Raw genomic sequence first — 21745 nt, forward strand, 5'->3', positions numbered from 1 at the left:
AATCGCCTCATTGTCCGCGCGGGATGACGTGCAATTCCACCGGACTCAGTTGTCCGGCATGAACAGTCGCGGTCATGTACGTATGCTCGGGCTGCCGTCGCCGATCCGTCGGCGAGCCGGGGTTGAGCAGCCGTAAACCGTTGTCCGCGACGGTGTCCCACGGAATATGACTGTGCCCGAACACCAGCACGTCGGTGTCCGGGAAGTCCCGCGCGCACCGCTGCTCGCGACCTTTGGCAGCCCCGGTCTCGTGCACCACCGCGAGCCGCACCCCGGCCAGTTCGGCCCGGGCGATCTCGGGCAGCCGCGCCCGCAGCAGCGGACCGTCGTTGTTGCCGTAGACGCCGATCAACCGTTTGCTGCGCGCCTCGAGCCGATCCAGCAACCCCACCTCGACCCAGTCACCCGCGTGCACGACGACGTCGGCCACGTCGACCGCTCGCCACAGCTGCTCGGGCAGATCGCGCGCCCGCTTGGGCACGTGCGTGTCGGACATGATGAGCAACCGCATGCCGTCCGGTCTAGCACGGGTGGCGGCCGGTACGGGTCAAGGCAGCCGGAGGATATTGATCGGCCACCAGAACCAGCGGCCGGTGAGCGCGGCGATGGCGGGCACGACGAACGAGCGGACGATCAGCGTGTCGAGGAAGAGTCCGATGCCGACGGTGGTGCCGATCTGCGCGATGTTGTGCGCGTAGCTCACGAGCATGGCGAACATCGTCACGCCGAAGACCAGCCCCGCGGTGGTGACCACCCCACCGGTATTGACCATCGACCGGATGATTCCGGTATTGATCCCCGCCGAGAGTTCTTCCTTGAATCGGCTGACCAACAGCATGTTGTAGTCCGCCCCGACGGCGACCAAGAAGATGAACGACACCGGCGCCACCGACCAGTGCAGCGGATTACCGATGATGTGCTGCCAGATGAGCACGGCCAGCCCCAAGGCGGACAGGTAGGACAGCGCGACCGTGCCGATCACCGCGATGGCCGCGACGAGACTGCGCAGCAACAACAACACCACGCAGAACACGAAGGCGAACGCGGCGACCACGCTGGTGATGAAGTCTTCCCGGACGAACGCCTCGATATTGAGCAGCGTGCCGCCGGGCCCGCCGATGCTGACCGTGCTGCCGGCCAGTGACGTGCCTTTCATCGCCTCCAGCGCCGTCGGAATGATCTTGGCGCTGAGATCCATGGCTTCCCGGCTGAAGCCCTCCATCTGCGGTGTCACGATCATCCGGGTCACCTTGCCGTCCGCCGAGAAGAAGAAGGCCAGTGCGCTTTTGAAGAGCGGGCTGTCGAACGCTTGGCTCGGCAGGAAGAAGAACTCGTTGGGATCGCCTGCGGTGAAACCCTTTCCGACTTCGTCCAGGAATTGGGTGATCTCCGAGATCTGCGGGAGCAGGATATTCAGCGTGCCCTGTAGCGGCGCGAGCACGCCGGTCACCTGGCCGATGAACTCCCGCAAACTGGCGACCTGGGCATCGAGCTGCGGAAGTGCTTGCGCGGCAGTGCGAACCCCGCTCACGAGCCCGTCGACGGTGTTGTCGAGCCGTCCGACATCGTCGAAGAGGGAGAACCCGGTGAGCGCCGCCTGGCAGGCGCGGACGTCCTGGCAATTCGGGATCGAGCTCACCATTTGCTTTGCGGGCCCGGCGGTATCGCGAATGGAGTTCAGCTTCTCGACGACACCGGCGACGGCCGACTGCAACGCGACCGCATTGCCGTTCACCTGGGCGAACCCCTGTTCCCCGGTATCGAGCGCGCCCTGCACCCCTTTGATGGTGAGGTTCAACTGGTCGATACGCCCGGCGAGACCGGTCAGATCATCGAGCCGCGGCGCGAGCATGTCCTTCAGCTGGGTGAAGCGGTTGCCGATGTAGCCCGCCTGGTTGGTCAGCGTGCCTTCCTCCAACGGAGTGGTCAACGGTCGGGTAATCCCTTGCACCGCACTGACTCCGGGCACCTTCAGCACCGCATTGGTGAGCTTCGCGAGCGCGATCAGATCGCCGGGATTGCGCAGGTCGTGATCGGATTCGACGAGAAACATGCTGGGCGCCATGATGTTCGGCGGCAGATGTCGATCGGCCGCCGCGATCCCGAGATTCGCCGGCGAATCGCTCGGTTGCGCGATGCGCTCGTTGAAGCTCGGTGCGAACGTCGGCAGCACCAGTATCGCGAGCACCAGCACGGCGAGGCTGGCCACCAGAACGGGCCCGGGCCAGCGAACCACCGAGGTCGCGATCCGCCGCCACCGCCGCTGTGACGACTGCGGACGCGGCTCGAGGAAACCGAGCCGACTGCCGAGCGCCAGCAGGGCGGGCCCCAGCGTCAAGGCCGCAGCGAGGGTGACGCTCACCGCGATGGTGCACGGCAACCCGGAGGTGCTGAAGATGGCGAGCCTGGTGAAGGACATGCAGGCGGTCGCGCCCGCGACGGTGATACCGGAGGCGACGATGATGTGCAGAACCCCGTGCAGCGCTGTGTAATACGCCGTTTCGGGGTCTTCTCCCGCGCGCCGGGCCTCTTGATATCTACCGAGCAGGAAGATGCCGTAGTTCGTGCCCGCCCCGAGCACGATCACCGCGAGCAGCGCGGAGGCGAAGATGGATACGCCGATGATCTGCTGCTCGCCGAGGTAGGCCACCACCGGCCGGGCCACCGCCAAACCCATCCCGACCGTCAACAGCGGCATCGCCACCGTGATCGGCGACCGGTAGACGCAGAGCATCACCGCGCCGACCAAGCCGGCGCACATCATGATGAGCAGCAGCATCGAGTCGTTGATGGAGACGAGTTCGTCGTTGACGACCGCGGACGGACCCGTCAGGTGCACTTCGATGCCCGGCGGCGGTGGATAGTCGGCGATGATGTCCCTGGCCGCCTGGGTGGATTCCATGGCCAGCGCCGTGCCCATATTCCCGGCCAGGTTCAACAGCACGTAGGACGCTTTGCCGTCGGAACTCTCGCTCGCCGGGGAGAAATTCGGATTGGACCAAAGGTCCATCGCAGAGTTGACGTGCTTCTTGTCCTGCGTCAGCCGGTCGAGCAGCGCCGAGTAGTACCGGTGCGCGTCATTGCCGAGCGGCGCGTCCCCCTCCAGCAGCACATAGACGAAATTGTTCGTCCCCGCCCCACCGAACGAATTGCCCATCTTGACGATCGCCTGCACCGAGGAGGCCTCGTCCGGCAGAAAGGACCGGGCGTGCCCGTTGACCACCGTCTCCAATTGCGGGACAAGAAGATTGAGCCCACCGGCGAGGAGTAGCCACACCGCCACGATCGGCACCGAGAATTTGTACAGCAGCCGCGCAGGCAACGGCCGCCCCGACGCGCGCCGGGCAAGCTTCCGGTCGAACGGCACCGAGAACTCCCCGCGCATCCGGCCGAGCACCTCGCGCACACGGATCATTCGCTCGCTCATGAGACCGGCACCGTGCAGTTGACCGCGGCGAACCGCCCGTTCGCCACCTGCGCGTCCCGGGCTTGCCCGTCGATGACGATCCGGCAGGAGACCTGGTCGGCTTCCGACTGCGCCACGATGCCGGTGGCCAGGGTCAGTTTGCGAGTGCGCAAGGAGGTCCGCCACGGTAGGTCGGCGGAGACGTCGTTGACGTTGCCGTGCTCGTCCAGATACGACAGCCGCACCGGTGTGCCACGCGGACCGTCGATCTCGTAGTCGACGACCTTCTCGCTGAGTCGCCCCAGCACCGGGGGCGCGCTCGAATGCCCGATCGCCAGGTCCGGGATCTCGCTCAAGCGCAGCCGGGCGATGAATATGGCCGTCAGACCCAAAACCAGGAATACCACGCCGTATACCCAGGCACTCTTCATGACGTTCTCCGCTGTCCGTTCGAACCCTTCGGCCGTATATTTCCGTGACGGACGGTAACAGATAAAATCCAACGTAGGCAATATGCCATATGGCATAGCTCGATTAGCGCATTGACCACCGCTTTTGATCGGGAACCCCGGCCGAGACCGGCACTCCTGCGCCTTTTCAGCCCCGCAGGATCAACCCGTCGTACACCCTGGTCTCGCCCGCACGCTGCGCGGCAACAGCACTGTTCGGCGGCCCGGCGGCCACGATCTGCTCCCCCCGATCAGTCGCAATGATCTCCGCGGGCAAGTGCAACCGCGCGACGATCCCACTGATCGGCGACGCGGTGAGCTCGACCTCGATACCGAACCGCCGCGCCAACCGCCCGACCACGTACAGCCCGACATAGCGCGTCGGCGCGACGACGAAGTCCTGCTCGCCGCGCAGCCGCGCGTTCGCCTGCGCCAGCTTGTCCGACGGCATCCCGATACCGTGATCGACGACCGCCAGCAGATACCCGGACGCGACCATCCGGCCGTAGATCTCCACTTCGACATCCGGCGGCGAGAAGGCGAGCCCGTTCTCGATCAGTTCGGCGAGCATGTGCGCCAGGCCGGTGACCACCCCGCCGACGATCGCGACCTCATCGAGCCGATGCACCACCACCGGGTGATAGTCGGCCACCTCGGACAGTCCGGCGCGGATCACGTCGCTGAGCGCGATCGGCTCGGCCCAGCGCCGTGGGCTCGCCTCACCGACGAGCACCAGGAGATTCTCCGCGTTGCGGCGCATCCGGGTGGCCAGGTGGTCGAGCTCGAACAGGTTGGACAGCCCCTTGGGATCGAGTTCCGTGCGCTCGAATTCGCTGATCAAGCCGAGCTGGCGGCGAACCAGGTTCTGATTGCGGCGCGCGAGATTCGCCAAGGATTCCTCGGTGTTGCGACGAACCAGGGCCTGCTCCGAGGCCAGTGCGAAAGCGGTGCTCTGCACACCATCCAATGCGGCTGTCAGGGCAGTGATTTCAGTGCTCGCGTCAGGTGCGGCGCGCACCGGCTCCGGCGGGAGCGGCTGGGAACGGTCGGCCGCCTGCCAGGCGGCAATGATGCGCGGCAGTCGGCGATCGGCCACATCGTCCGCGTCGGCGGCCAGCCTTGCCAGTGGGCGCACGATTGCCCGCACACTGACGAAAACCAATGTCGCCTCGGCGATTACCGCGATGAGCGCCGCGAGCAGGACACCGCCGAGGATCAGCGCGGCATGCTTACGCAGCTCCGCCGCGCGCTGCCGCACATCATCACCGATCACCTGTTGCACGCTGCGCTGCTCATCGATGACCGCCGTCATCTGCGCCCACCAGTACCCCGGATCCACCGAGCGCACCAGCGGTCCGGTGTAGGACGCGACGGCGGTCTGCTCCGATTCCGCTGCGTCAGTGGCAGTTTCACCATTCAGTACGGCGTCGAGCAGCCGCTGCTGGCGGTCCGTCGCGTACAGCGAGAACGCGGCGAGTCCTGCCGTCTTGGCCGCGCGAATCTCCAGGAATTGCCCGTACTCGTCCGGCCGGAACTCGTTGGCGGTGAAGACGCCATTGAGGAAACCGCGCTCCTTGGCCGTCTGCTCCTTCACGTCACCCACTGCGTACAGCGCTCGCAATCCGTGCCGGATCTGCTCGTCGCGCGCCGAGTCGAGGCCGAGCGTCAGACGATTCAGCACGGCGATGCCGTCGGTATAGAACTGGAAAGCCGCCTGCCTGCTGACCCGGTGGCCATCGATCTGCGCACGAGTCGTCGCGAGCGTCGCGAATCTGTCCAGAGCCGAGCGTAATTGGTCCCCACCGGCGGTTCCTGCGTCGAGTGTGCCGATCGCCCGATCGGTGCGCACCCGTTGATCGGCCAATGCCCGCTCCAGCCCGATATCGCCACCCAGCAACCCGTTGCTCAGGCCACGCTCCCGCTGTATCTCCTGCACCAGATCCTGCACCGCCAGTGCGTGCGACACCGCGGTGACGGTCGCTCCGCTCTGCCGATAGGAGCCGACCTCCCGGACCACGATCACCCCGAGCGACACCGACACCAAGACCAGCGAAACAATCAGAATTCGCCCCAATTGCCCACTGATGGTGCGCGGTCGAACAATTCGGCTGCGCGCAGCCGAACGTTCGCCACCCGGCCCGGCGATGATTTCCCTTCGGTCAGCGGCATTTTCCGATCGTCGACGTGCACGCACAGCCAGCTCCTCCGATTTATCGAAGCGATCGCTTCCCGGGTGAGCGCGGAAAGTCAGGTGCAGCCTCTATCCGCACCACCGGCCTGTCAACGCGAAGAACGGACAAATCAGGCACCCGTTACATTTCTAAACACGCTGGTAATCAACCATTTTCGACATGTCGATTCCCGCACAGCCGACCGGCGGACGCGGTGAGGTTCTACCTGAGGCCGTTCCGGCATAGGGTTTCCTTATGACGAGCAACCCGTTCTTCGAGCGCAGCACGCTTCCCTACCAGTTGCCGCCGTTCGCCGAGATCGGCGAGGAGCACTACGTGCCCGCGTTCGAGCGCGGCATGGCGGAGCAGCTCACCGAGATCGCCGCGATCACCGGCACGGACGAGGAGCCGACCTTCGGCAATACCGTTGTGGCCCTCGAACGCTCGGGCGCGCTGCTCACCCGGGTATCGAACGTCTTCTTCAACATCGCGTCGTCGGACTTCACCCCGGGGACCGAGGCGATCGAGGCGGAGCTGTCGCCGCGGCTGGCCGCGCACCGCGACGCCATCCACTTGAATGCCGACCTGTTCGCCAGGATCGAATCGCTCTACCGACGCCGCGCCGACCTGGACCTCGACGCCGAGGAACTGCGGTTGGTGGAGCAGTATCACCTGCGGTTCGTCCGGGCAGGCGCCGGACTGGACGATGCGGGCCAGGCGCGGTTACGTGAGCTCAACACCGAAATCGCGACAGCGACAACGGAGTTCGGGCAGAACAACGTGACGGCCAGGAACGCCGCGACGGTGCTCGTGACGAACGTCGAGGAACTGGCCGGGCTCAGCCCCGCCGAGGTGACCGCCGCGGCCGAGAACGCCCGCTCGGCGGGCCACGAGGGCGCGTGGGCGCTGAGCCTGCAGAACATCTCCAATCAGCCCGTCCTCGCCGAACTCGCGGACCGGGATCTGCGGCGCAGAGTGATGGCGGCCTCGCTGGAACGAGGATTGCCCGAGAACGGCGAACTCGCCGTCCGGATCGCCGCCCTGCGCGCCGAACGCGCCGCGCTGCTCGGCTACCCGGACCACGCCGCGTACGCGGTAGCCGACCAGACCGCGGGCACCCCGGAGGCCGTCGAGAAGATGCTCGGCCGGCTGGTCCCGCCTGCGGTGGCCAACGCCGAGCGCGAGGCGACCGAGTTGGCGGCGGCGATGCGCGCGGACGGCACCGACGACGAACTGCGCTCGTGGGATTGGCAGTTCTGGTCGCAGCGGGTGCGGGCCGAGCGGTTCTCGCTCGACGCCGAGGCCTTGCGCCCCTACTTCGAACTCGAGCGGGTGCTGCGCGACGGGGTGTTCTTCGCCGCCGAGCAGGTCTACGGAATCACCCTGCGCGAGCGCCCGGATCTGGTCGGTTACCACCCGGAAGTCCGGGTTTTCGAGGTGTTCGACGCGGACGGCAGCGCACTGGGGCTGTTCCTCGGCGATTTCTTCGCGCGGCCGTCCAAATACGGCGGGGCCTGGATGAACGAGCTGGTCAGCCAATCCCGGCTGCTGGAAACGCAACCGGTAGTGGTGAACAACCTCAATATCGTGAAGCCACCGGCCGGTGAGCCGGCGCTGCTCACCTGGGACAACGTCCGGACGCTCTTCCACGAGTTCGGGCACGCGCTGCACGGATTGTTCTCGGATGTGCGCTACCCGTTCTTCGCAGGCACCGAGGTGCCACGCGACTTCGTGGAGTTCCCGTCGCAGGTGAACGAGATGTGGATGGTCCGGCCCGAAATGCTGGCCAACTATGCCCGCCACATCGAGACCGGCGAGCCGATGCCCGCCGAGCTGGTCGAGCGGATGACCGCGGCGCAGCGGTTCGGCGAGGGCTTCCGGACCGTCGAGTATCTCGGTGCGACGCTGTTGGATTGGGCCTGGCATCGGGTGCCCGGCGCCGAGCAACTGGCCGGGGCCGATGCGGAGGCGTTCGAGGCGCAGGCGCTGCGCAAGGCCGGACTGGCCATCGAGGCGATCCCGCCGCGGTACCGGACGGGTTACTTCGCGCACATCTTCGCGGGCGGATACGCCGCCGGGTACTACTCCTATATCTGGAGCGAGGTGCTGGACGCGGACACGGTGGACTGGTTCGACGACGGTGCCGCGTCGATCCGGGAGAAGGGGGCGGCCTTCCGGCGCGAGCTGCTCGTCAAGGGCGGGTCGGTGGACCCGCTGGCGGCGTTCGAAGCCTTCCGCGGGCGTGCCCCCGAGATCGAGCCGCTGCTGGCCCGCCGCGGGCTGATCTGAGGCCCGAGAACGGCACGGCAGCGCACGCCGGTGGCGTACGCTCCGGAGGATCGCCGCTTGCTGCGCGAATTCGGTTGCGACATAGCCCGTTTGGAAACGATCGAGGCGGGAATGTCGCGAACACCCGGCCGGACCGCACCGGGGAGCCGATCCAGAGGAGCTCTGCTCGTGACACGAACCGCACTCGCCTTCGCCGCCGCCACCGCAACCGCGCTGCTCGGAACCGCTTCCGCCCAGGCCCAAGCGGACGACACCCCGCCGATCGTCGGAGGTGGCTCCGGCATCCTGGTCGACTCGAAGGTCGGTTGCACGTTGACGACCATCGGCAGGGACAGTGCCGATCGGCTCGTCGGTTTGACCGCCGGGCACTGCGGGGAGCCGGGCTCGGTCGTCGTGGTCGAAGGCGATCCCAACGGGGCGGCGGTAGGCCGGTTCGCCTACTCCGACCGCACGTTGGACTACGCGGTCATCGAATTCGATGCCCAGCGCGTGCGTCCGGTGCGCGGGGTCGGCGGCACCACCATCACCGATCTCGGTGCGCCCGCCCACTTTCCGACGGTCGTGTGCAAGCGCGGCAGCACCAGTGGGACGAGCTGCGGTGTCGTGTGGGGCGATGTGCGCGCCACCAGCACCGAGACCTGGACCCAAATGTGTGTGATGAAGGGCGATTCCGGTGCGCCGGTGGTGGTCGGCACCACGCTGGTCGGCATGGTGAACGCCTACCTCGGCGTCGGCTGCCTCGGGCCGCAGGTCGGCACCAACATCAGCGCCATCATGAACGACCTCAACGCGCGGGGCGGTGTCGGCGCCGGCTACCAGCCGCTCTGACCCACCCGCACTACGGCAGGTAGCGCGCCATCTGCGGGACCGCCTCGGCCAGGTGCTGGGCGTAGATCCCCTCGCCGATCCCGAGGAAGTACCAACACTGCGGTGTGCGAACGAGTTTGCCCATCGCCAGCCCCGTGTGTTGTCCGCCGCTGAGCAGGTAGCGGGTGATCTCGAGGCCCGAGGTGGTGTCGACCAGCCGGAAGTATGCGTTCTCGATCTGCGCGAAACTCTGCCCCGAGTAAGAGGTTACGAGGAAGATGACCGACGTCACCTCGGGCGCCAGCCGCGCAAGCTCGACGGTGATCACCTCGTTGTCCCCCGCGCCGTCCCCGGCCGGGCTGTCCCCACTGTGCGCGATCGCACCGTCGCGCGAGACCAGTTGCTCGTGGTACACGGTGTCCACCAGGACCTCCCCCGCGAAAACCAAAGCCGCCGAATTCAAGTCGAACCTGGTGCCCGGGGACACCGTGCCATCGAAATCGACCAGCAGGGATTGATCCGACGGATCCCACCCCAGCGAAACAGCAACATGCTCCGGTGAGGTGCCATCGGGATTCTGCAACGGGAAGGACAACCGTGTCCCCTTTCTCAGGGGCGAGCACGGTATCCAGCTACCGCAACGCCAAACTATCTCCAACTGTGCTCAGGGCTTGCACCGGTCGCTCCCGCCGTGCCTGCTCATCACCGAGAAGCTCGTCACCGTTGACGTTGCCGGGTGCGCCGCCACTCCGGGTTCGGCCCGCATCTCTGCCGACCGAACCCGGAAACAGCCCGTCATCGGCCGCATACCCCGCAAACCACGGATTCAATCGCGCAGATTCGCCACGCTCGCAATTCGACCGGTGCGGCGGTCCGGCGCAATACTGTCGCCCCATGGCTACCGACTGAAACCCGAGACTACTTCTGCTCGCAGGCGGTGACCGAACCTCGCGACCCTTGCCCCTTGATGGTGCAGGTGTTGGTGCCCGCGCTGCCGTCGACGAGGTTGTTGTTCACGTCGATGGTGATGGTGTCGTCGTCGTTGCCACCGAAGATGCTGCCGTTGTTGGCGATTGCGGTGATGGTGTCCTTGCCGGTGCCGCTGTTGGGATCGGCGCCCGCGATGGGGTCGGTGCCGTCGCCGAGGACGACGGCGTCGGTGGTGCCCACCGTGCCGACGTCGATCTTGTCGTCGCCGTTGCCGCCGATCAAAGTGGCGGCGCGGGTGCTCGGGTCCTTGTTGAGCGAGGTCGCCGACAGCGCGTCGTTGCCGTCACCGCCGAAAACGCTTGCGCCGAGGTACATGTCGGCGGCCTTGATGGTGTCGTTGCCGTCGTCGCCCCAGAGTGCGGCGCCCGTGCCGCCGAGAGTACCGCCGGTGAGGAGGTCGTCGCCGGGTCCGCCGTGGACCCAGCCGCCGGTCATCTCGTCCACCGTGATGGTGTCACCGGCCGCATCCGGGATGGGTGCGTAGGCATCGCCGTAGATATCGGCGGCGCCGACGGTGCGGTGGACCGAGATCGTGTCCTTGCCCGCTCCCCCGAACACGGCGTCCGGCGCGTCCGGCGCGGTGCCGCTCGGCGGGCGCTCGCCGAGACTGACGGTGTCGATGGTGATGGTGTCGTCACCGTCGTCGCCGGATACTCGGCCGCCGTGCGCACCGGCGGTCGTCTCCGGCTTGGCCGCTTCGGCCTGGAAAACATAACCGACACTGCCGATTCGGAGCACGTCGTTGCCCGACCCACCCACGACCGCACCGTGGCGCCCGACATTGCCGCCGGGCCCTTTCTGCATTGCGGCATCGCAGGCCGCCGGCCGGTCTTGCCCGCCGACCGTGATCTCGTCGTCGCCCGGACCACCATCGAGGATGCCGCCGTTGACATCGTCGGCGCCGAGTTCGGCTGCCGGACAAAGGAACCGGCCGACATTGCGCGCGGAGATCTTGTCCTTGCCCACGCCGCCGGATACCACCGCGCCCTCGAGTACGTCACCCTCGATCACGATGGTGTCGTCACCGTCGCCCGCGTCGAGCACCGAACCGGCCGTGAGGTTGTCCGAACAGGTGATGGTGTCGTTGCCTGCTGTCACCGCACCGGCGCAGCCCGCGGGCAACCCCTCCGCCCGCACCGGGGCGACCGCCAGCACCATTCCCGCCAGCAATGCGGAAACTCCCACCATCGACCGTGCACCGCGCGCTCGAACGACCACAGTTCATCCTTCCGGTCTCACCGACAACGATGTCCGGCGTGCACGCGTCGAGTGCGCACACCGCCGGTTCGTATTCGAACCTGTGAGCCGTTCGGATCGGTCGGGTCGTTATTCCACCGGATCGGATTCGTAGACCGGGATGCCCCTGGCGTCCAGCATCTGGATGATGCCGACGAACTGATCACGATCGCCGACGGCCTCGGGGACGTACTCATTGATCTCGGCGTGGGTGATGTACTTCTGTTCGTGCCCCAGCGCGATGAGTTCTTTCATTCCGGGATTCGCCATGCAATGTCTCCAGTGTCGGGTGGCCGAACGGCTGTCCGTCCAGGGACGGCCAAGGCTATCAGCGCGACCTGGGTGACGACTGAGATATCGCTGGACTCTTGATATTTGACTGCCGCAGCCCGCTGCGCGGCGACGCACGCTCGGCAGCAGACGCCGAGCCGGCAGACGAGCAGCGAACTATTTGGCGATGGTGAAGCCGGTGCCGCTCTCGTTGATCGGCCCGGGACCGAGCTCGCCATTCGTGGCGCCGATCGAATAACCCACCGGTTCGAATGCGGTCAACGGTTTTCCGTCGATCTGCACATTGGTGAAGGTGATCGGACTGAACGTCGGCAGCGCGCTGTTCAACTGTCCTTCGACGATGATTTCCGCGCTCAACGCGGGAGCATCGGACTCCGCGACGGTGGTCCGCGTCCAATTCTGCGTCACATTCGCCAGCGTCATGGTGTACGCCTTACCGTCGAAGCTGACGGAGGCGCGCATTGTGTCGCCAGGGTTCGAGCTCACGTCCGGATAGATCACCGGGTTCGCCGGATAGGCCTCCCACAGCGCCATTCGATACGTCTGCTGGGCACACATCGCGGCGCCCTGGGCCGAACCGGTACCCAGCAGCGCGCACCCGTCGGAGGCGGCCTGACCGATCTGGCTGTTCATACTCTGCGCGGCCCTGACCGCATTGCGGAACCACGCCGGATTATCGGCCACGGTGGCGCTGGCCAAATTGACGACCGCCAATCCCGGCAGCGAGGCGAGCGCGCCCGCCGGGCTGACGCAAATGGCCTCGGAACCGGTCTGCATCAACGGCAAGGCCTGCTTGCCGTTGACCTGCGTCCCGTTCAGCCCGACCCACGGCACAACGCGCTGGATCACGCCCGTGTCGGAGCAGGTGACCTCGGGTTCGACCCATTCCGCGCTGACGCTCTTGAAACTGCCCGTGACGACGTAACCGGCCCAGTTCGTACCGCGGATGCGCGGCGGCGTCTGCTCCGATTTCGCGCCGGGCGGCGACTTCGGTGCCGGTTTGGGCGCCGGCTCGGGTGCCGCCTGCGCGGGCACCAACGACGGCGAAACCAGCACCACCACGATCGCCCCCACCACCGACGCGGCGAGACGGCTTCGAATTCGCGTCCGACCCGGGGTAGTCGTCATGAAGGGCCACGATAGCCGAAAAGTATGGCCGAGTTGCGATGGCGCACCCTGCGGACCGCAGAAATTATCTCTATACCCGAAACCCGCGATTGTATTCATTTCGCGGACACTCCGGCGCAGCTGCACCACATCACCGGTTACTAGTGATTTGCTGAATTAGCACTACCGGCTTCGAGATTCACCCGTGGATACGAAAGGACCGAATCGATGATGCGGTACTTCATTCCTACCTTCGCAGCAGCCGTCTGTGCCATTTTCCTCGGCGCCGCCCCGGCGAACGCCGTCGCCACCGACTGCGCGGCCCCCGATGCGCCACCGATTTGCGCGACACCGTCGAGCAGTTGGAAAACCCATCCGGTGGGTTCCTCGCTCTCGCTACCCAGGGCCGGCGTCAAGGCGCTGGCCATGACAATGGTGCCGCCGCATCATTTCTGGGCGTTCGACAACATCATTACCCGGGAAAGCGGCTGGAATGTCTTTGCCGTCAATCCGGAGAGCGGCGCCTACGGCCTCGGCCAGGCCCTGCCGCCGCACAAGATGGGCACCCACGGACTCGACTGGGCGTTCAACCCGGTGACCCAGATCCGCTGGACCTACGACTACATGAACAAGCGCTACGGCAGCCCCATCGGCGCCTGGGAATTCTGGCAAGCGCACCACTGGTACTGATCCGCGACACAACGGGACGCGGCGCACCTAGTCTTGATCCGTGCGTCGGCTCCTCCCCCTCTTGCTACTGCCCCTCACTGCCTGCGCCGCGGAGCCGGCCCCGGCGCCGCCACCGCCGCCCACCACCACCACCGAACACGTTCGCACACCGCAGGACTGCACAAAGCTGACGGTCACCACCATGACCGTCGAGCCCGGCATCGCCTACATCTTCGGCACGCACGCCGAGTGGCTGCCCAAGGGCCAGTTCATCCGCGTTCGGGTGGCAATCACCAACACGGACAACACCTTCCGCACCACCCGGCCGAGCGACTACCACCTCGGCGACGCGGCCGATCGTCCGTACCCGCCCAGCGTCGACGCGATGGCGATCAAGCGCCAACCGACCGAGCTCACCCTCGGTGCCGGGAATCGCGTGGAAGTGGACCTCTGGTACGACATCCCGGTCGATACGTCCCCGAAACTGTTGCGCGACAGCACCTGTGTCACTACCATCCCGCTGCCCGGTTAGAACTCCGCGGGCGGGTGAATTACGGAGCGGGGATGCCGGACCACAGATCGCAGTGGTGGTTTCGGGATACGTCGGTGGTGGTGAACTTCTCCGGTTCGAGAACCAGCGTCTGGTCACCGGTGTGCCGGGGCCAGTCCGGCAGACCCTTACTGTTCGGATCGCCGGCCCGAACGAAACTGGACCAATAACGGACCATCTTGTCGGACAAGTCTTTCTGAGCAGGGCCGGCCGGCGGCGATGCCCCCTTCAGATCGAACAGGTACGGCAGTTCGAAGGCATGTGACGCGCCCAGCGGAAAGGGTGGCGAGGTGGGCAGGCCGGGCAGCGGCGCGGCATTGCGGTCCGCGAACTGATAGGCGTACACCGGGCCGGTGCGGACCAGAGATTGCGCCATGCCCGCGATCGGGCAGACGAAGAGGTAGTCGGTCATCACCGCGGACCAGGCCAGCGTCGGCTGGTCGTAACCGGTCAGCGGATAGCGCTCGGCCACCGCCGCAGCCTGGGGGCCGAACGCCGTCAGCAGCTGGGGATATTGCTCGGCGGTAATCGTCTGCTGGGCGGTGAAATAGGTGTACTCGTCATGGTTCGCACCGATGAGCACCGGCACCTTCGCAGCCTTGCCCGCACGGAAAGCGGCCAGCGGGTCTTCGGGCAGCAAGGGCTGACCGAAGATCGGACCGGGCAGCCCCTCCCCGCCCTCGCCGGTGAACTGCAACGGCGTCGCGGCGACCTTGTCCGCGGGCAGCGCGCGCAGGCACTGCGCGGTGGCGGCATCGGCGCCCGGGCAGCCGAGCGTCGCCGCGTATTGCTCGCTCTTGGCGACCGCGGTCGGCCGGTCGGCCTGCAATTCGCACGGGCCGCTCTGCAGGATCGCGCCCTGGAACAACCGGTCCGAGGCGGGCGACACCAGGTGATCACACACCGACATCGCACCCGCCGACTCACCGGCGATGGTCACCTTGGCCGGATCGCCACCGAAGGCGGCGATATTGTCGCGCACCCAGCGCAGCGCCGCCTGCTGATCCATCAGGCCGAAATTGCCGACCTGCCCGTCCTCGTGCGCCACCGAGGGATGCCCGAGAAAGCCGAGCGCACCCAGGCGGTAGTTGACCGTGACCACGACCATGTCGCCGGTCCGCACCAGCCGCGACGGGTCGTACCAGTCGCCGCTGCCGACGAGGAAGGCCCCGCCGTGGAACCACACCATCACCGGCCGCGGGCGCTCGGATGCGCCGCTCGGCGTCGACACGTTCAGGAACAGGCAGTCCTCGCTGCCCGAGAGCGGCCCTGGGCCTTCCCGCTGAAGACACTGCGCGCCGGGTGCGGTGGCGTCCCGCTCCTGCGACCAGATGGCCGGTGCAGCAGGTGGTTTCCACCGCAGTTCACCTGTCGGTGGTGCCGCATAAGGTATTCCGGAGAACGAGCGCACGTCCGCGGTCACCGACCCGCGCACCGGCCCGGACTGGGTCCGCACGACCGCCGCGTCGGTCGGCTGCGCCTCGTTCGAGTCGTTGCACCCGACTACCACCCCGCACACCACGGAGAGGACGGCGATCGTCACGGCCATCCGCCGTGCCCGCCACCGGAGCTTGTCGGACCAGTAGGGGTGCATCGCGGAGCCTCTCTGTCGAGTGACGGTCGGCTGAACCGTAGTGCGCCCTATCGCAACCCGTTAGGAAGCGCTGCCGGTGGCCGGACGCGACCGCCACCGTTCACATGCGGCGGAGTCGGCGTTCGCACGGTCCACGCCGTTGCGGGCACACCCCTGTGGCGTGTACCCCTCCCGATCGTAACCGGACCTGTCATAACCGGACCGGTTGTAACCGAAGCGGTTGTAGCCGAACCTGTCGTAACCGAAGACGTCGTAACCGTCCACCCCGTAGCGATCGTCGAAACCGTTGCGATCGTCGAAGCCACCGGGACGGTGGTGCGGACCCGTATTGAGGGTTCCGTTGGGGTTGGTGCAGCCGACATCGGTCGGCGCGTGGCATGGGATGGCGGAGGCCACCGGGACGAGGACCGCAGCCGGTGCCAATACCAAGGTTGCGGCGACCACGCTCCGCACCATCACCCGTCGGGCCCCACCGGAACGCACACTCTTCTTCGACACCATCGACCTCTGATTCACCTGGAACGCATACATCGCGTTCGGATTCGAGACAGACCCTTCCCACCGGAAGTTTTTCCTGGCGCGGTGGGCCGTCTAAAGCATTGCAGTGCAGCATTTTTCGGTCTGCGACTCCGATGAAGCGAAGATATCCGAAACGAAACTGTTTACGCCTCAGGGGAATCCCCCATTTCACCGTCGATCGTTGGACGTACGCTTCCGCAAGGTTCCCCGGGCGGCAGCCCACCGAACACTCATCGGCGCCGCACCCGAAACACGGCAAATCTCCATTATTGCGACCGATCGGTCGGACTTATTGGATAGGATATCGACATGACGAACAGGCCCCCGGCCGACGGGCGCCGAGCGCGCGGCGACCGATCCAGAACGGCCGTCCTGGACGCGGTTGTCTCGCTCGCCTCCGTCGAGGGACTCGGCGCACTGAGCATGGGTCAGGTGGCCGCCGAGGCCGGCGTGAGCAAGTCCGGACTGTTCTCGCTCTGGCGCGACAAGGAAGAGCTGCAGCTGGCGGCCATCGAGCGCGCGCGACTGCAATGGGCGGAGCGGGTGGTGCAGCCCGCTCTGCAAGCCCCGGCCGGCGTGCGTCAATTGTGGGCGCTGCACGAGGCGCGATTGGCGTTCTATACCGGCCGGGTGCTGCCCGGCGGCTGCTTCTTCGTGGCCGTCCAGCACGAGTTCGATGACCGGCCGGGACCGGTGCGCGACCGGATCGTCGATCTCGCTCGTGAATGGGATGCATTCGTACACAACATCATTCGCACCGCACTCGACGCAGGCCAGTTGCGGAAGGACACCGACCCCGGCGTGCTCGCTTTCGAGCTCGACGCGCTCGGCTACGCCGCGATCACCCGTTCGCGACTGCTGGAGCGCGACGCCGCGTTCGCGCAGTCACGCGCCGCCATGCTGTGGCGACTGCGGGCGTACTGCACCGACCCGTCGATTCTTCCCGCAGCCTGACCGGAACTTTGCGACCGATCGTCCGCGCGCCGGTCGCCGTCGAACAGTACGGCCGACATGACCGACCACCTGATGGTCGCCGCGCAACGAGGCGTAAGTTTATGCATAAGTTTCCCTGCCGTGGATAGGCAGAAGGGGTGGTACGACGGTGCAGGCCGAACCAGCGAGACCCGCCGAACGAGGTCCCGCTATCTCGCCGGATACAACCAGGTTGCGGACGTTTTCGACCAGCAAGCCACCTGGTCTACGCTGCGTGGGTCAGGTGGACCTCACGACGCATGACGAGTGGCAGAGCGCGCTCGCCGAGCTACCTGCTGCACCCGATATCCACCTGGAATTGTCCGAGCTCACCTTCATCGATACCCATGGCACCCTGATACTGGTGGAAGCCACGAATCAGTCGGCCGAGGGACGCCGGGTCGTGCTGCACAACCCGCCTGTGACGCTCGTCCGCATCCTCGAGCTGTTCTGGCCGTCGCTTCCCACAATTGAGGTAGACCGCGCATGACCATCACCACCGACCCGCTACCCACGGCAGACCCCTTCGTGCACCCGGCGCTGTTCTACAGCGACACCGAGGAGTACCTGGCGGGCACCGTGGGCTTCATCCGCGAGGGGCTGGCCAACAACGAACCGGTCGCGGTCTCGGTGCCGGGGCCGAACCTGGAGCTGATCCGCGCCGAACTCGGCGCCGATGCCGAGGCCGTGCGGCTGATGGACATGACCGTCGAAGGCCGCAACCCGGGCCGGATCATTCCGGGCGTGCTGCGCGCCTTCGCCGACACCTTCCCGACCGGCCGCGTGCGGATCATCGGCGAACCCATCTGGGCCGGGCGCTCGGCGACCGAGTATCCGGCGTGTGTCCAGCACGAAGCGCTGATCAACGCCGCGTTCACCGGGCGCGAGGTCACCATTCTGTGCCCCTACGACACCGAACGCCTGGACCCGGCCGTGCTGGTCGACGCGCACGCGACGCACCCGACCCTGATCGACGGCGACGGCGAACGCGCCAGCAACGCCTACGATCCCGACCGCATCGTCGCCTCGTACAACAAGCCGTTGTCCCCGCCGCCCGCTATCGCCAGCGTGCTCGCCTTCGACGCCGCGACGCTCGCCGAGACCCGGCACCGGGCAGGCGCCTACGCGCGCGGCCTCGGCATGGACGACGACCGGATCATCGACCTGGAGTTGGTGATCGCCGAGACCATCACCAACTCGGTGGTGCACGGCGGCGGCAGCGGCACGCTCGCGCTCTGGATCGAAGGCAGGCAGCTCCGCGCTCAAGTCCGCGACGCGGGCCACATCACCAATCCCCTCGCCGGCCGCCTGCCACCGGCACCGTTCCAATTCGGTGGCCGCGGCCTGCTGCTGGTCAACCACCTCACCGACCTGGTCCGCATCCACACCGGCGTGCACGGCACCACCATCCAGATGGATCTCCGACTGGCCTGAGCGGCCCGCGAAAAGGCCTGTCGCTCTTACTTGCCGGTGAACCGCGCCTTACGCCGCTCGACGAACGATTGAATGCCCTCCGCACCGTCGGCCGTCGCGAACAGTTGTGTGACATCGCCGACCAGGTGCTCGGCCGCGGCGGCATTGCCTTCGTCGCGAGCGCGGTGCGCGGAGGCGAGGATGGTGCGCACGCCCAACGGCGCCGAGTCCTCGGCGATCTCGGTGGCCAGGGTGCGCGCCGCGGCGAGCGCCGTCGCAGCATCGGGCGTGACCTGCTGAACCAGGCCGATCCGGTAGGCCTCGGCGGCATCGAACTCAGCTCCGGTGAGCACCCAGCGCATCGCGTTACCCCAGCCCGCTTCCCGCCAGAACCGCAGCGTCGCACCGCCGAACGGATAAATGCCGCGCCGGACCTCCAGCTGACTGAACCGGGTGCCTTCGGCGGCGATCCGAATGTCGGCGGCCAGCAGCAGCTCGATGCCGAGCGTCATGCACCAACCCTGTGCCACGGCGATCACCGGCTTGGTCCAGCGGTAGTTCAGCCGCCACGGATCCAGACCGTCCTCGGGATAGGTGATCGTGCCGGCGGCGAGCGCGGGCGCGACATCGACCAGGTCGAGGCCTGCGGTGAAATGCTCGCCGTGTCCGAACAGGACGCCGGCGCGCAGCTCGTCGTCGCGCTCGAGCAGGGCGTACGCGCGGGAGAGCGCCTCGAGCATTTCGCGAGTGAACGCGTTGCGCTTGTCCGGGCGGTTCAGCCCGATGAGCAGGACATGTCCGTCGCGTTCGACGGTAACGGTGTCGGCCATGGTCTTCAGTCAACAAGACAGTTATCGATTATGCAATAGACCATAATCAGCTCGTCGGGGCCTGCGCGACGGTTTGCTCAGGAGTCCGATTCGACTCGGCTCTGCGCCGCCAGCCGCTGGAAGGTGCCTGCGATGTACTCGATCCGGGTGTCTTCGAGCTCGGGTCTGGGATAGGTGGAGCGGAAGATCGCCTCGCCGTCGAACATGTGCACAATCGAGGTGGCCAGCAGACGCGCGATATCGGCGGGGACGGCGGGGCTGAGGGCCGCGACGGCGACGCGCTCGACGTCGTCGATCAGGGCGCGGGCGACCGGGGCGAGGCGGGCCCGCAGCTCCGGTTCGGTGCGCGCGGCGACCAGCAGTTCGAACCAGACCGTGTTGGTGTCCTGCCGGATCTGATTGCGGGCGCGATGCAGGATATGCGTCAAATCCAGTGGGCGGTCGGCGTTTTCGCGCAGGCGAATGTTGTCGAACGCGCGCATGTGCCTGCGGCCGACCTCCTCGGCGGCGGCCACCACCAGGTCGGTCCGCGAGTCGAAGTGCCGGAAGATGCCGCCCTTGGAAACGCCTGCGCGGCGGCTGATCTCACCGAGCGAGGCGTTGTGGTAGCCGACCTCGGCGATGGCCTCGATGGTGGCCTCGACGAGTTTGCTGATCGTGGCGGCGCGGCGCTGGGCCTGGGTTCGGCGCGGTGGCGCGGTCACCGCACCTGGGACCTGAGGAATCGCCCGGTGCGGCCGGTGCCGAGGATCGGCGCGGCCGTGCCGTCGCCGAAGACGTACTTGCCGCCGATGAAGACGGCCGAGACCGCTCCGTCATTGCGATTCACCATGCGAGACAGATTGTCATACTGCGCGACCGGGCTTTCGGCGTAGGCGTCCAGCGAGTCGTCCAGGTGCGCCGGGTCGATGATCACCAGATCCGCTCGGTCGCCCGCGCGCAGGTGTCCCGCGTCGATCCCGTACCAGTCGGCGAGCTCGCCGGTGAGCCGGTGCACGGCGCGCTCCAGCGAGAGGAACGGTGCCCCAGCGCGTTCGGCGTCGTGCACGCGGCGCAGGAAGCGGAGCCCGAAGTTGTAGAACGCCATGTTTCGCAGATGCGCACCGGCGTCCGAAAAGCCGAGCTGCACACCGGGATCTGCGCCGAGCTTGGTCAAGAACTTCGGCCGATGGTTGGAAATCGTGGTGCGCCAGCGCAGTTTGGTGCCGTGGGCGACCACCAGATCGAGAAACGCGTCCACCGGGTGTGTGCCGCCGCGCTCCAGGCCGACCTGGCCGAACGTCTTGCCGATCACCGAATCGTCCGGGCAGGAGACGATCTCGGCGTCGAAGAAGTCGCGGTGCCAGACCCGCATCCCGAACTTGGCGTCGTAGTCCTTGCGGAACCGCCGCCGATACGACTCGTCCTGCATCAGCGCGTTGCGCTCGACCTGGTCGGCGAGGTGCAGCGCGGCGGCACCCGAGCCGAACTCCTCGAAGATCACCAGGTCGATGCCGTCGGCGTAGACCTCGAACTGCACCGGCAGGTGCTGCCAGCGGAAGTCGCCGCCCAACGCGTTCAACGCGCGCGCGATCGGTCCCATGATGTAGACCAGCGCCGGGTTCGCCTTGATGTCGGCGGCCGAGAGCAGCGTCGTCTTCAATCGCTTGCGGAAGATGCCCAGGCTGCTCAGCGTCATCGCGGCGATACTGCGCACCGAGGCGATGTCGGGACCGGCCTGCAGTACGCGGCGTCGCCGTCGCAGAATCGCATTGAGGCGGCGCCGTTCTCGCGCCTTGGCGTAGGTCGACGGCAGCGTGCGTGAGCGGCAGGTGTCGCCGTCGATCTTGTCGAAAAGCAGCTGCTGCGCGGACATTCCAACGAATCCGGCATCGAGCGCCTCGGTCAGCGCCGCTTCCATGGCCGCTTGTTCTGCCGGCGTGGGCCGAACCTCTTTGCGGGTGGCGCGGTCGAGTCCCATCTGCGCGGTCCGGATATCCGAATGCCCCAGCATCGCAGCGATATTGGGGCCGAGCGGCAACTCCTCCAGCGCCGTGATGTACTCGCGCGCGGACTGCCAGGTCTTGACCTCGTCGACCGCCTCGATGACGTGGCGCCGCGGGATCGCCTCGACCCGGCCGAACAGATCGCCCGCGTCGGTCGCCTCGACGTGCACGGTCGACAGCGAACACGACCCGAGCAGCACCGTGGTGATGCCGTGGCGCACCGACTCGGTGAGCGCGGGCGTCTTCAGCACCTCGATGTCGTAGTGCGTATGGATGTCGATCATGCCGGGGACGACCCACTTGCCCGCGGCCTCGATGACATTCGGACAGCCCGTCTCGTCGAGCGGGTCCGCCGACACCGTGACGACACGATCCCCGCGAAGTCCGATGTGCCGCGTGGCGGAGGGCGAACCGGCACCGTCGAACCAGCGTCCGGACTTGATGATCGTGTCGTAGCTCACTCTCAC

At 66.7% G+C, this 21745-nt stretch carries 20 protein-coding genes; 7 read left to right on the top strand and 13 right to left on the bottom strand.

Annotated features, from left to right (window positions below):
- Positions 1-7: 7 nt before the first annotated feature.
- From IBX18_RS35205 to IBX18_RS35220, 4 genes are all read right to left on the bottom strand, one after another.
- Positions 8-511, bottom strand: a complete 504-nt coding sequence (locus IBX18_RS35205) for a metallophosphoesterase (RefSeq protein WP_194837784.1) — start codon at positions 509-511, stop codon at positions 8-10.
- Between the two features lie 36 nt (positions 512-547).
- Positions 548-3385, bottom strand: coding sequence for an RND family transporter (locus tag IBX18_RS35210; RefSeq protein ID WP_228542319.1), 2838 nt, complete (start codon positions 3383-3385; stop codon positions 548-550).
- Positions 3386-3423: 38 nt separating this feature from the next.
- On the bottom strand, positions 3424-3837 hold the full coding sequence (locus IBX18_RS35215; RefSeq protein ID WP_194837785.1) for an MmpS family transport accessory protein: 414 nt from the start codon (positions 3835-3837) through the stop codon (positions 3424-3426).
- A 166-nt stretch (positions 3838-4003) separates the two neighbouring features.
- Positions 4004-6049, bottom strand: coding sequence for a nitrate- and nitrite sensing domain-containing protein (locus IBX18_RS35220; RefSeq protein WP_306796549.1), 2046 nt, complete (start codon positions 6047-6049; stop codon positions 4004-4006).
- Between the two features lie 232 nt (positions 6050-6281).
- Here IBX18_RS35220 and IBX18_RS35225 point away from each other — a divergent pair, with 232 nt between their 5' ends.
- Positions 6282-8315, top strand: a complete 2034-nt coding sequence (locus IBX18_RS35225; RefSeq protein WP_194837786.1) for a M3 family metallopeptidase — start codon at positions 6282-6284, stop codon at positions 8313-8315.
- A 168-nt stretch (positions 8316-8483) separates the two neighbouring features.
- Positions 8484-9143, top strand: a complete 660-nt coding sequence (locus IBX18_RS35230) for a serine protease (RefSeq protein ID WP_194837787.1) — start codon at positions 8484-8486, stop codon at positions 9141-9143.
- A 10-nt stretch (positions 9144-9153) separates the two neighbouring features.
- On the opposite strand, the gene IBX18_RS35235 is transcribed toward IBX18_RS35230, so the two are convergent.
- The 4 genes from IBX18_RS35235 to IBX18_RS35250 form a co-directional block, all read right to left on the bottom strand.
- Complete coding sequence (locus IBX18_RS35235) at positions 9154-9780, bottom strand: TerD family protein (RefSeq protein WP_228542289.1); 627 nt, start codon at positions 9778-9780, stop codon at positions 9154-9156.
- Positions 9781-10040: 260 nt separating this feature from the next.
- Positions 10041-11330 carry a hypothetical protein gene (locus IBX18_RS35240; protein WP_194837788.1) on the bottom strand — a complete coding sequence of 430 codons (1290 nt, stop codon included), beginning with the start codon at positions 11328-11330 and terminating at the stop codon, positions 10041-10043.
- 108 nt (positions 11331-11438) lie between these two features.
- Positions 11439-11618 carry an RNA polymerase sigma factor region1.1 domain-containing protein gene (locus tag IBX18_RS35245; protein WP_159080163.1) on the bottom strand — a complete coding sequence of 60 codons (180 nt, stop codon included), beginning with the start codon at positions 11616-11618 and terminating at the stop codon, positions 11439-11441.
- A gap of 177 nt (positions 11619-11795) precedes the next feature.
- Positions 11796-12767 (bottom strand): G1 family glutamic endopeptidase, encoded by a 972-nt coding sequence (locus tag IBX18_RS35250; RefSeq protein WP_194837789.1) that lies wholly within the window; start codon positions 12765-12767, stop codon positions 11796-11798.
- A 207-nt stretch (positions 12768-12974) separates the two neighbouring features.
- On the opposite strand from IBX18_RS35250, the gene IBX18_RS35255 reads away from it, so the two are divergent.
- Together IBX18_RS35255 and IBX18_RS35260 are read left to right on the top strand one after the other, a co-directional pair.
- Positions 12975-13436 carry a transglycosylase SLT domain-containing protein gene (locus IBX18_RS35255; protein ID WP_228542290.1) on the top strand — a complete coding sequence of 154 codons (462 nt, stop codon included), beginning with the start codon at positions 12975-12977 and terminating at the stop codon, positions 13434-13436.
- A gap of 40 nt (positions 13437-13476) precedes the next feature.
- Complete coding sequence (locus tag IBX18_RS35260; RefSeq protein ID WP_194837790.1) at positions 13477-13947, top strand: DUF4352 domain-containing protein; 471 nt, start codon at positions 13477-13479, stop codon at positions 13945-13947.
- Positions 13948-13966: 19 nt separating this feature from the next.
- On the opposite strand, the gene IBX18_RS35265 is transcribed toward IBX18_RS35260, so the two are convergent.
- Entirely contained in the window at positions 13967-15559 is a 1593-nt protein-coding gene (locus IBX18_RS35265; protein ID WP_228542291.1) for a carboxylesterase/lipase family protein, read from the bottom strand.
- Between the two features lie 60 nt (positions 15560-15619).
- Positions 15620-16075: a hypothetical protein gene (locus IBX18_RS35270; protein ID WP_194837791.1), complete on the bottom strand. Its 456-nt coding sequence runs from the start codon at positions 16073-16075 to the stop codon at positions 15620-15622.
- A 312-nt stretch (positions 16076-16387) separates the two neighbouring features.
- Here IBX18_RS35270 and IBX18_RS35275 point away from each other — a divergent pair, with 312 nt between their 5' ends.
- The 3 genes from IBX18_RS35275 to IBX18_RS35285 all read left to right on the top strand — a co-directional run bounded on the left by IBX18_RS35275 (position 16388) and on the right by IBX18_RS35285 (position 18484).
- Complete coding sequence (locus IBX18_RS35275) at positions 16388-17032, top strand: TetR/AcrR family transcriptional regulator (protein ID WP_194837792.1); 645 nt, start codon at positions 16388-16390, stop codon at positions 17030-17032.
- Between the two features lie 253 nt (positions 17033-17285).
- Complete coding sequence (locus IBX18_RS35280; RefSeq protein ID WP_167768960.1) at positions 17286-17540, top strand: STAS domain-containing protein; 255 nt, start codon at positions 17286-17288, stop codon at positions 17538-17540.
- The gene (locus tag IBX18_RS35285) at positions 17537-18484 is read left to right on the top strand and encodes a sensor histidine kinase (protein ID WP_194837793.1); all 948 of its coding nucleotides are present in this window, start codon (positions 17537-17539) and stop codon (positions 18482-18484) included. The genes IBX18_RS35280 and IBX18_RS35285 overlap by 4 nt, the downstream gene beginning before the upstream one ends.
- A 26-nt stretch (positions 18485-18510) precedes the next feature.
- Here IBX18_RS35285 and IBX18_RS35290 read toward each other — a convergent pair whose 3' ends face one another.
- The 3 genes from IBX18_RS35290 to IBX18_RS35300 form a co-directional block, all read right to left on the bottom strand.
- Positions 18511-19293: a crotonase/enoyl-CoA hydratase family protein gene (locus tag IBX18_RS35290; protein WP_194837794.1), complete on the bottom strand. Its 783-nt coding sequence runs from the start codon at positions 19291-19293 to the stop codon at positions 18511-18513.
- Positions 19294-19370: 77 nt separating this feature from the next.
- Positions 19371-19997, bottom strand: coding sequence for a TetR/AcrR family transcriptional regulator (locus tag IBX18_RS35295; protein WP_194837795.1), 627 nt, complete (start codon positions 19995-19997; stop codon positions 19371-19373).
- Positions 19994-21739 (bottom strand): amidohydrolase family protein, encoded by a 1746-nt coding sequence (locus IBX18_RS35300; RefSeq protein ID WP_194837796.1) that lies wholly within the window; start codon positions 21737-21739, stop codon positions 19994-19996. Before IBX18_RS35300 ends, IBX18_RS35295 begins: the two co-directional genes overlap by 4 nt.
- Positions 21740-21745 lie beyond the last annotated feature (6 nt).

This window comes from Nocardia sp. XZ_19_369, from assembly GCF_015355715.1.
Classification (GTDB): Bacteria; Actinomycetota; Actinomycetes; order Mycobacteriales; family Mycobacteriaceae; genus Nocardia.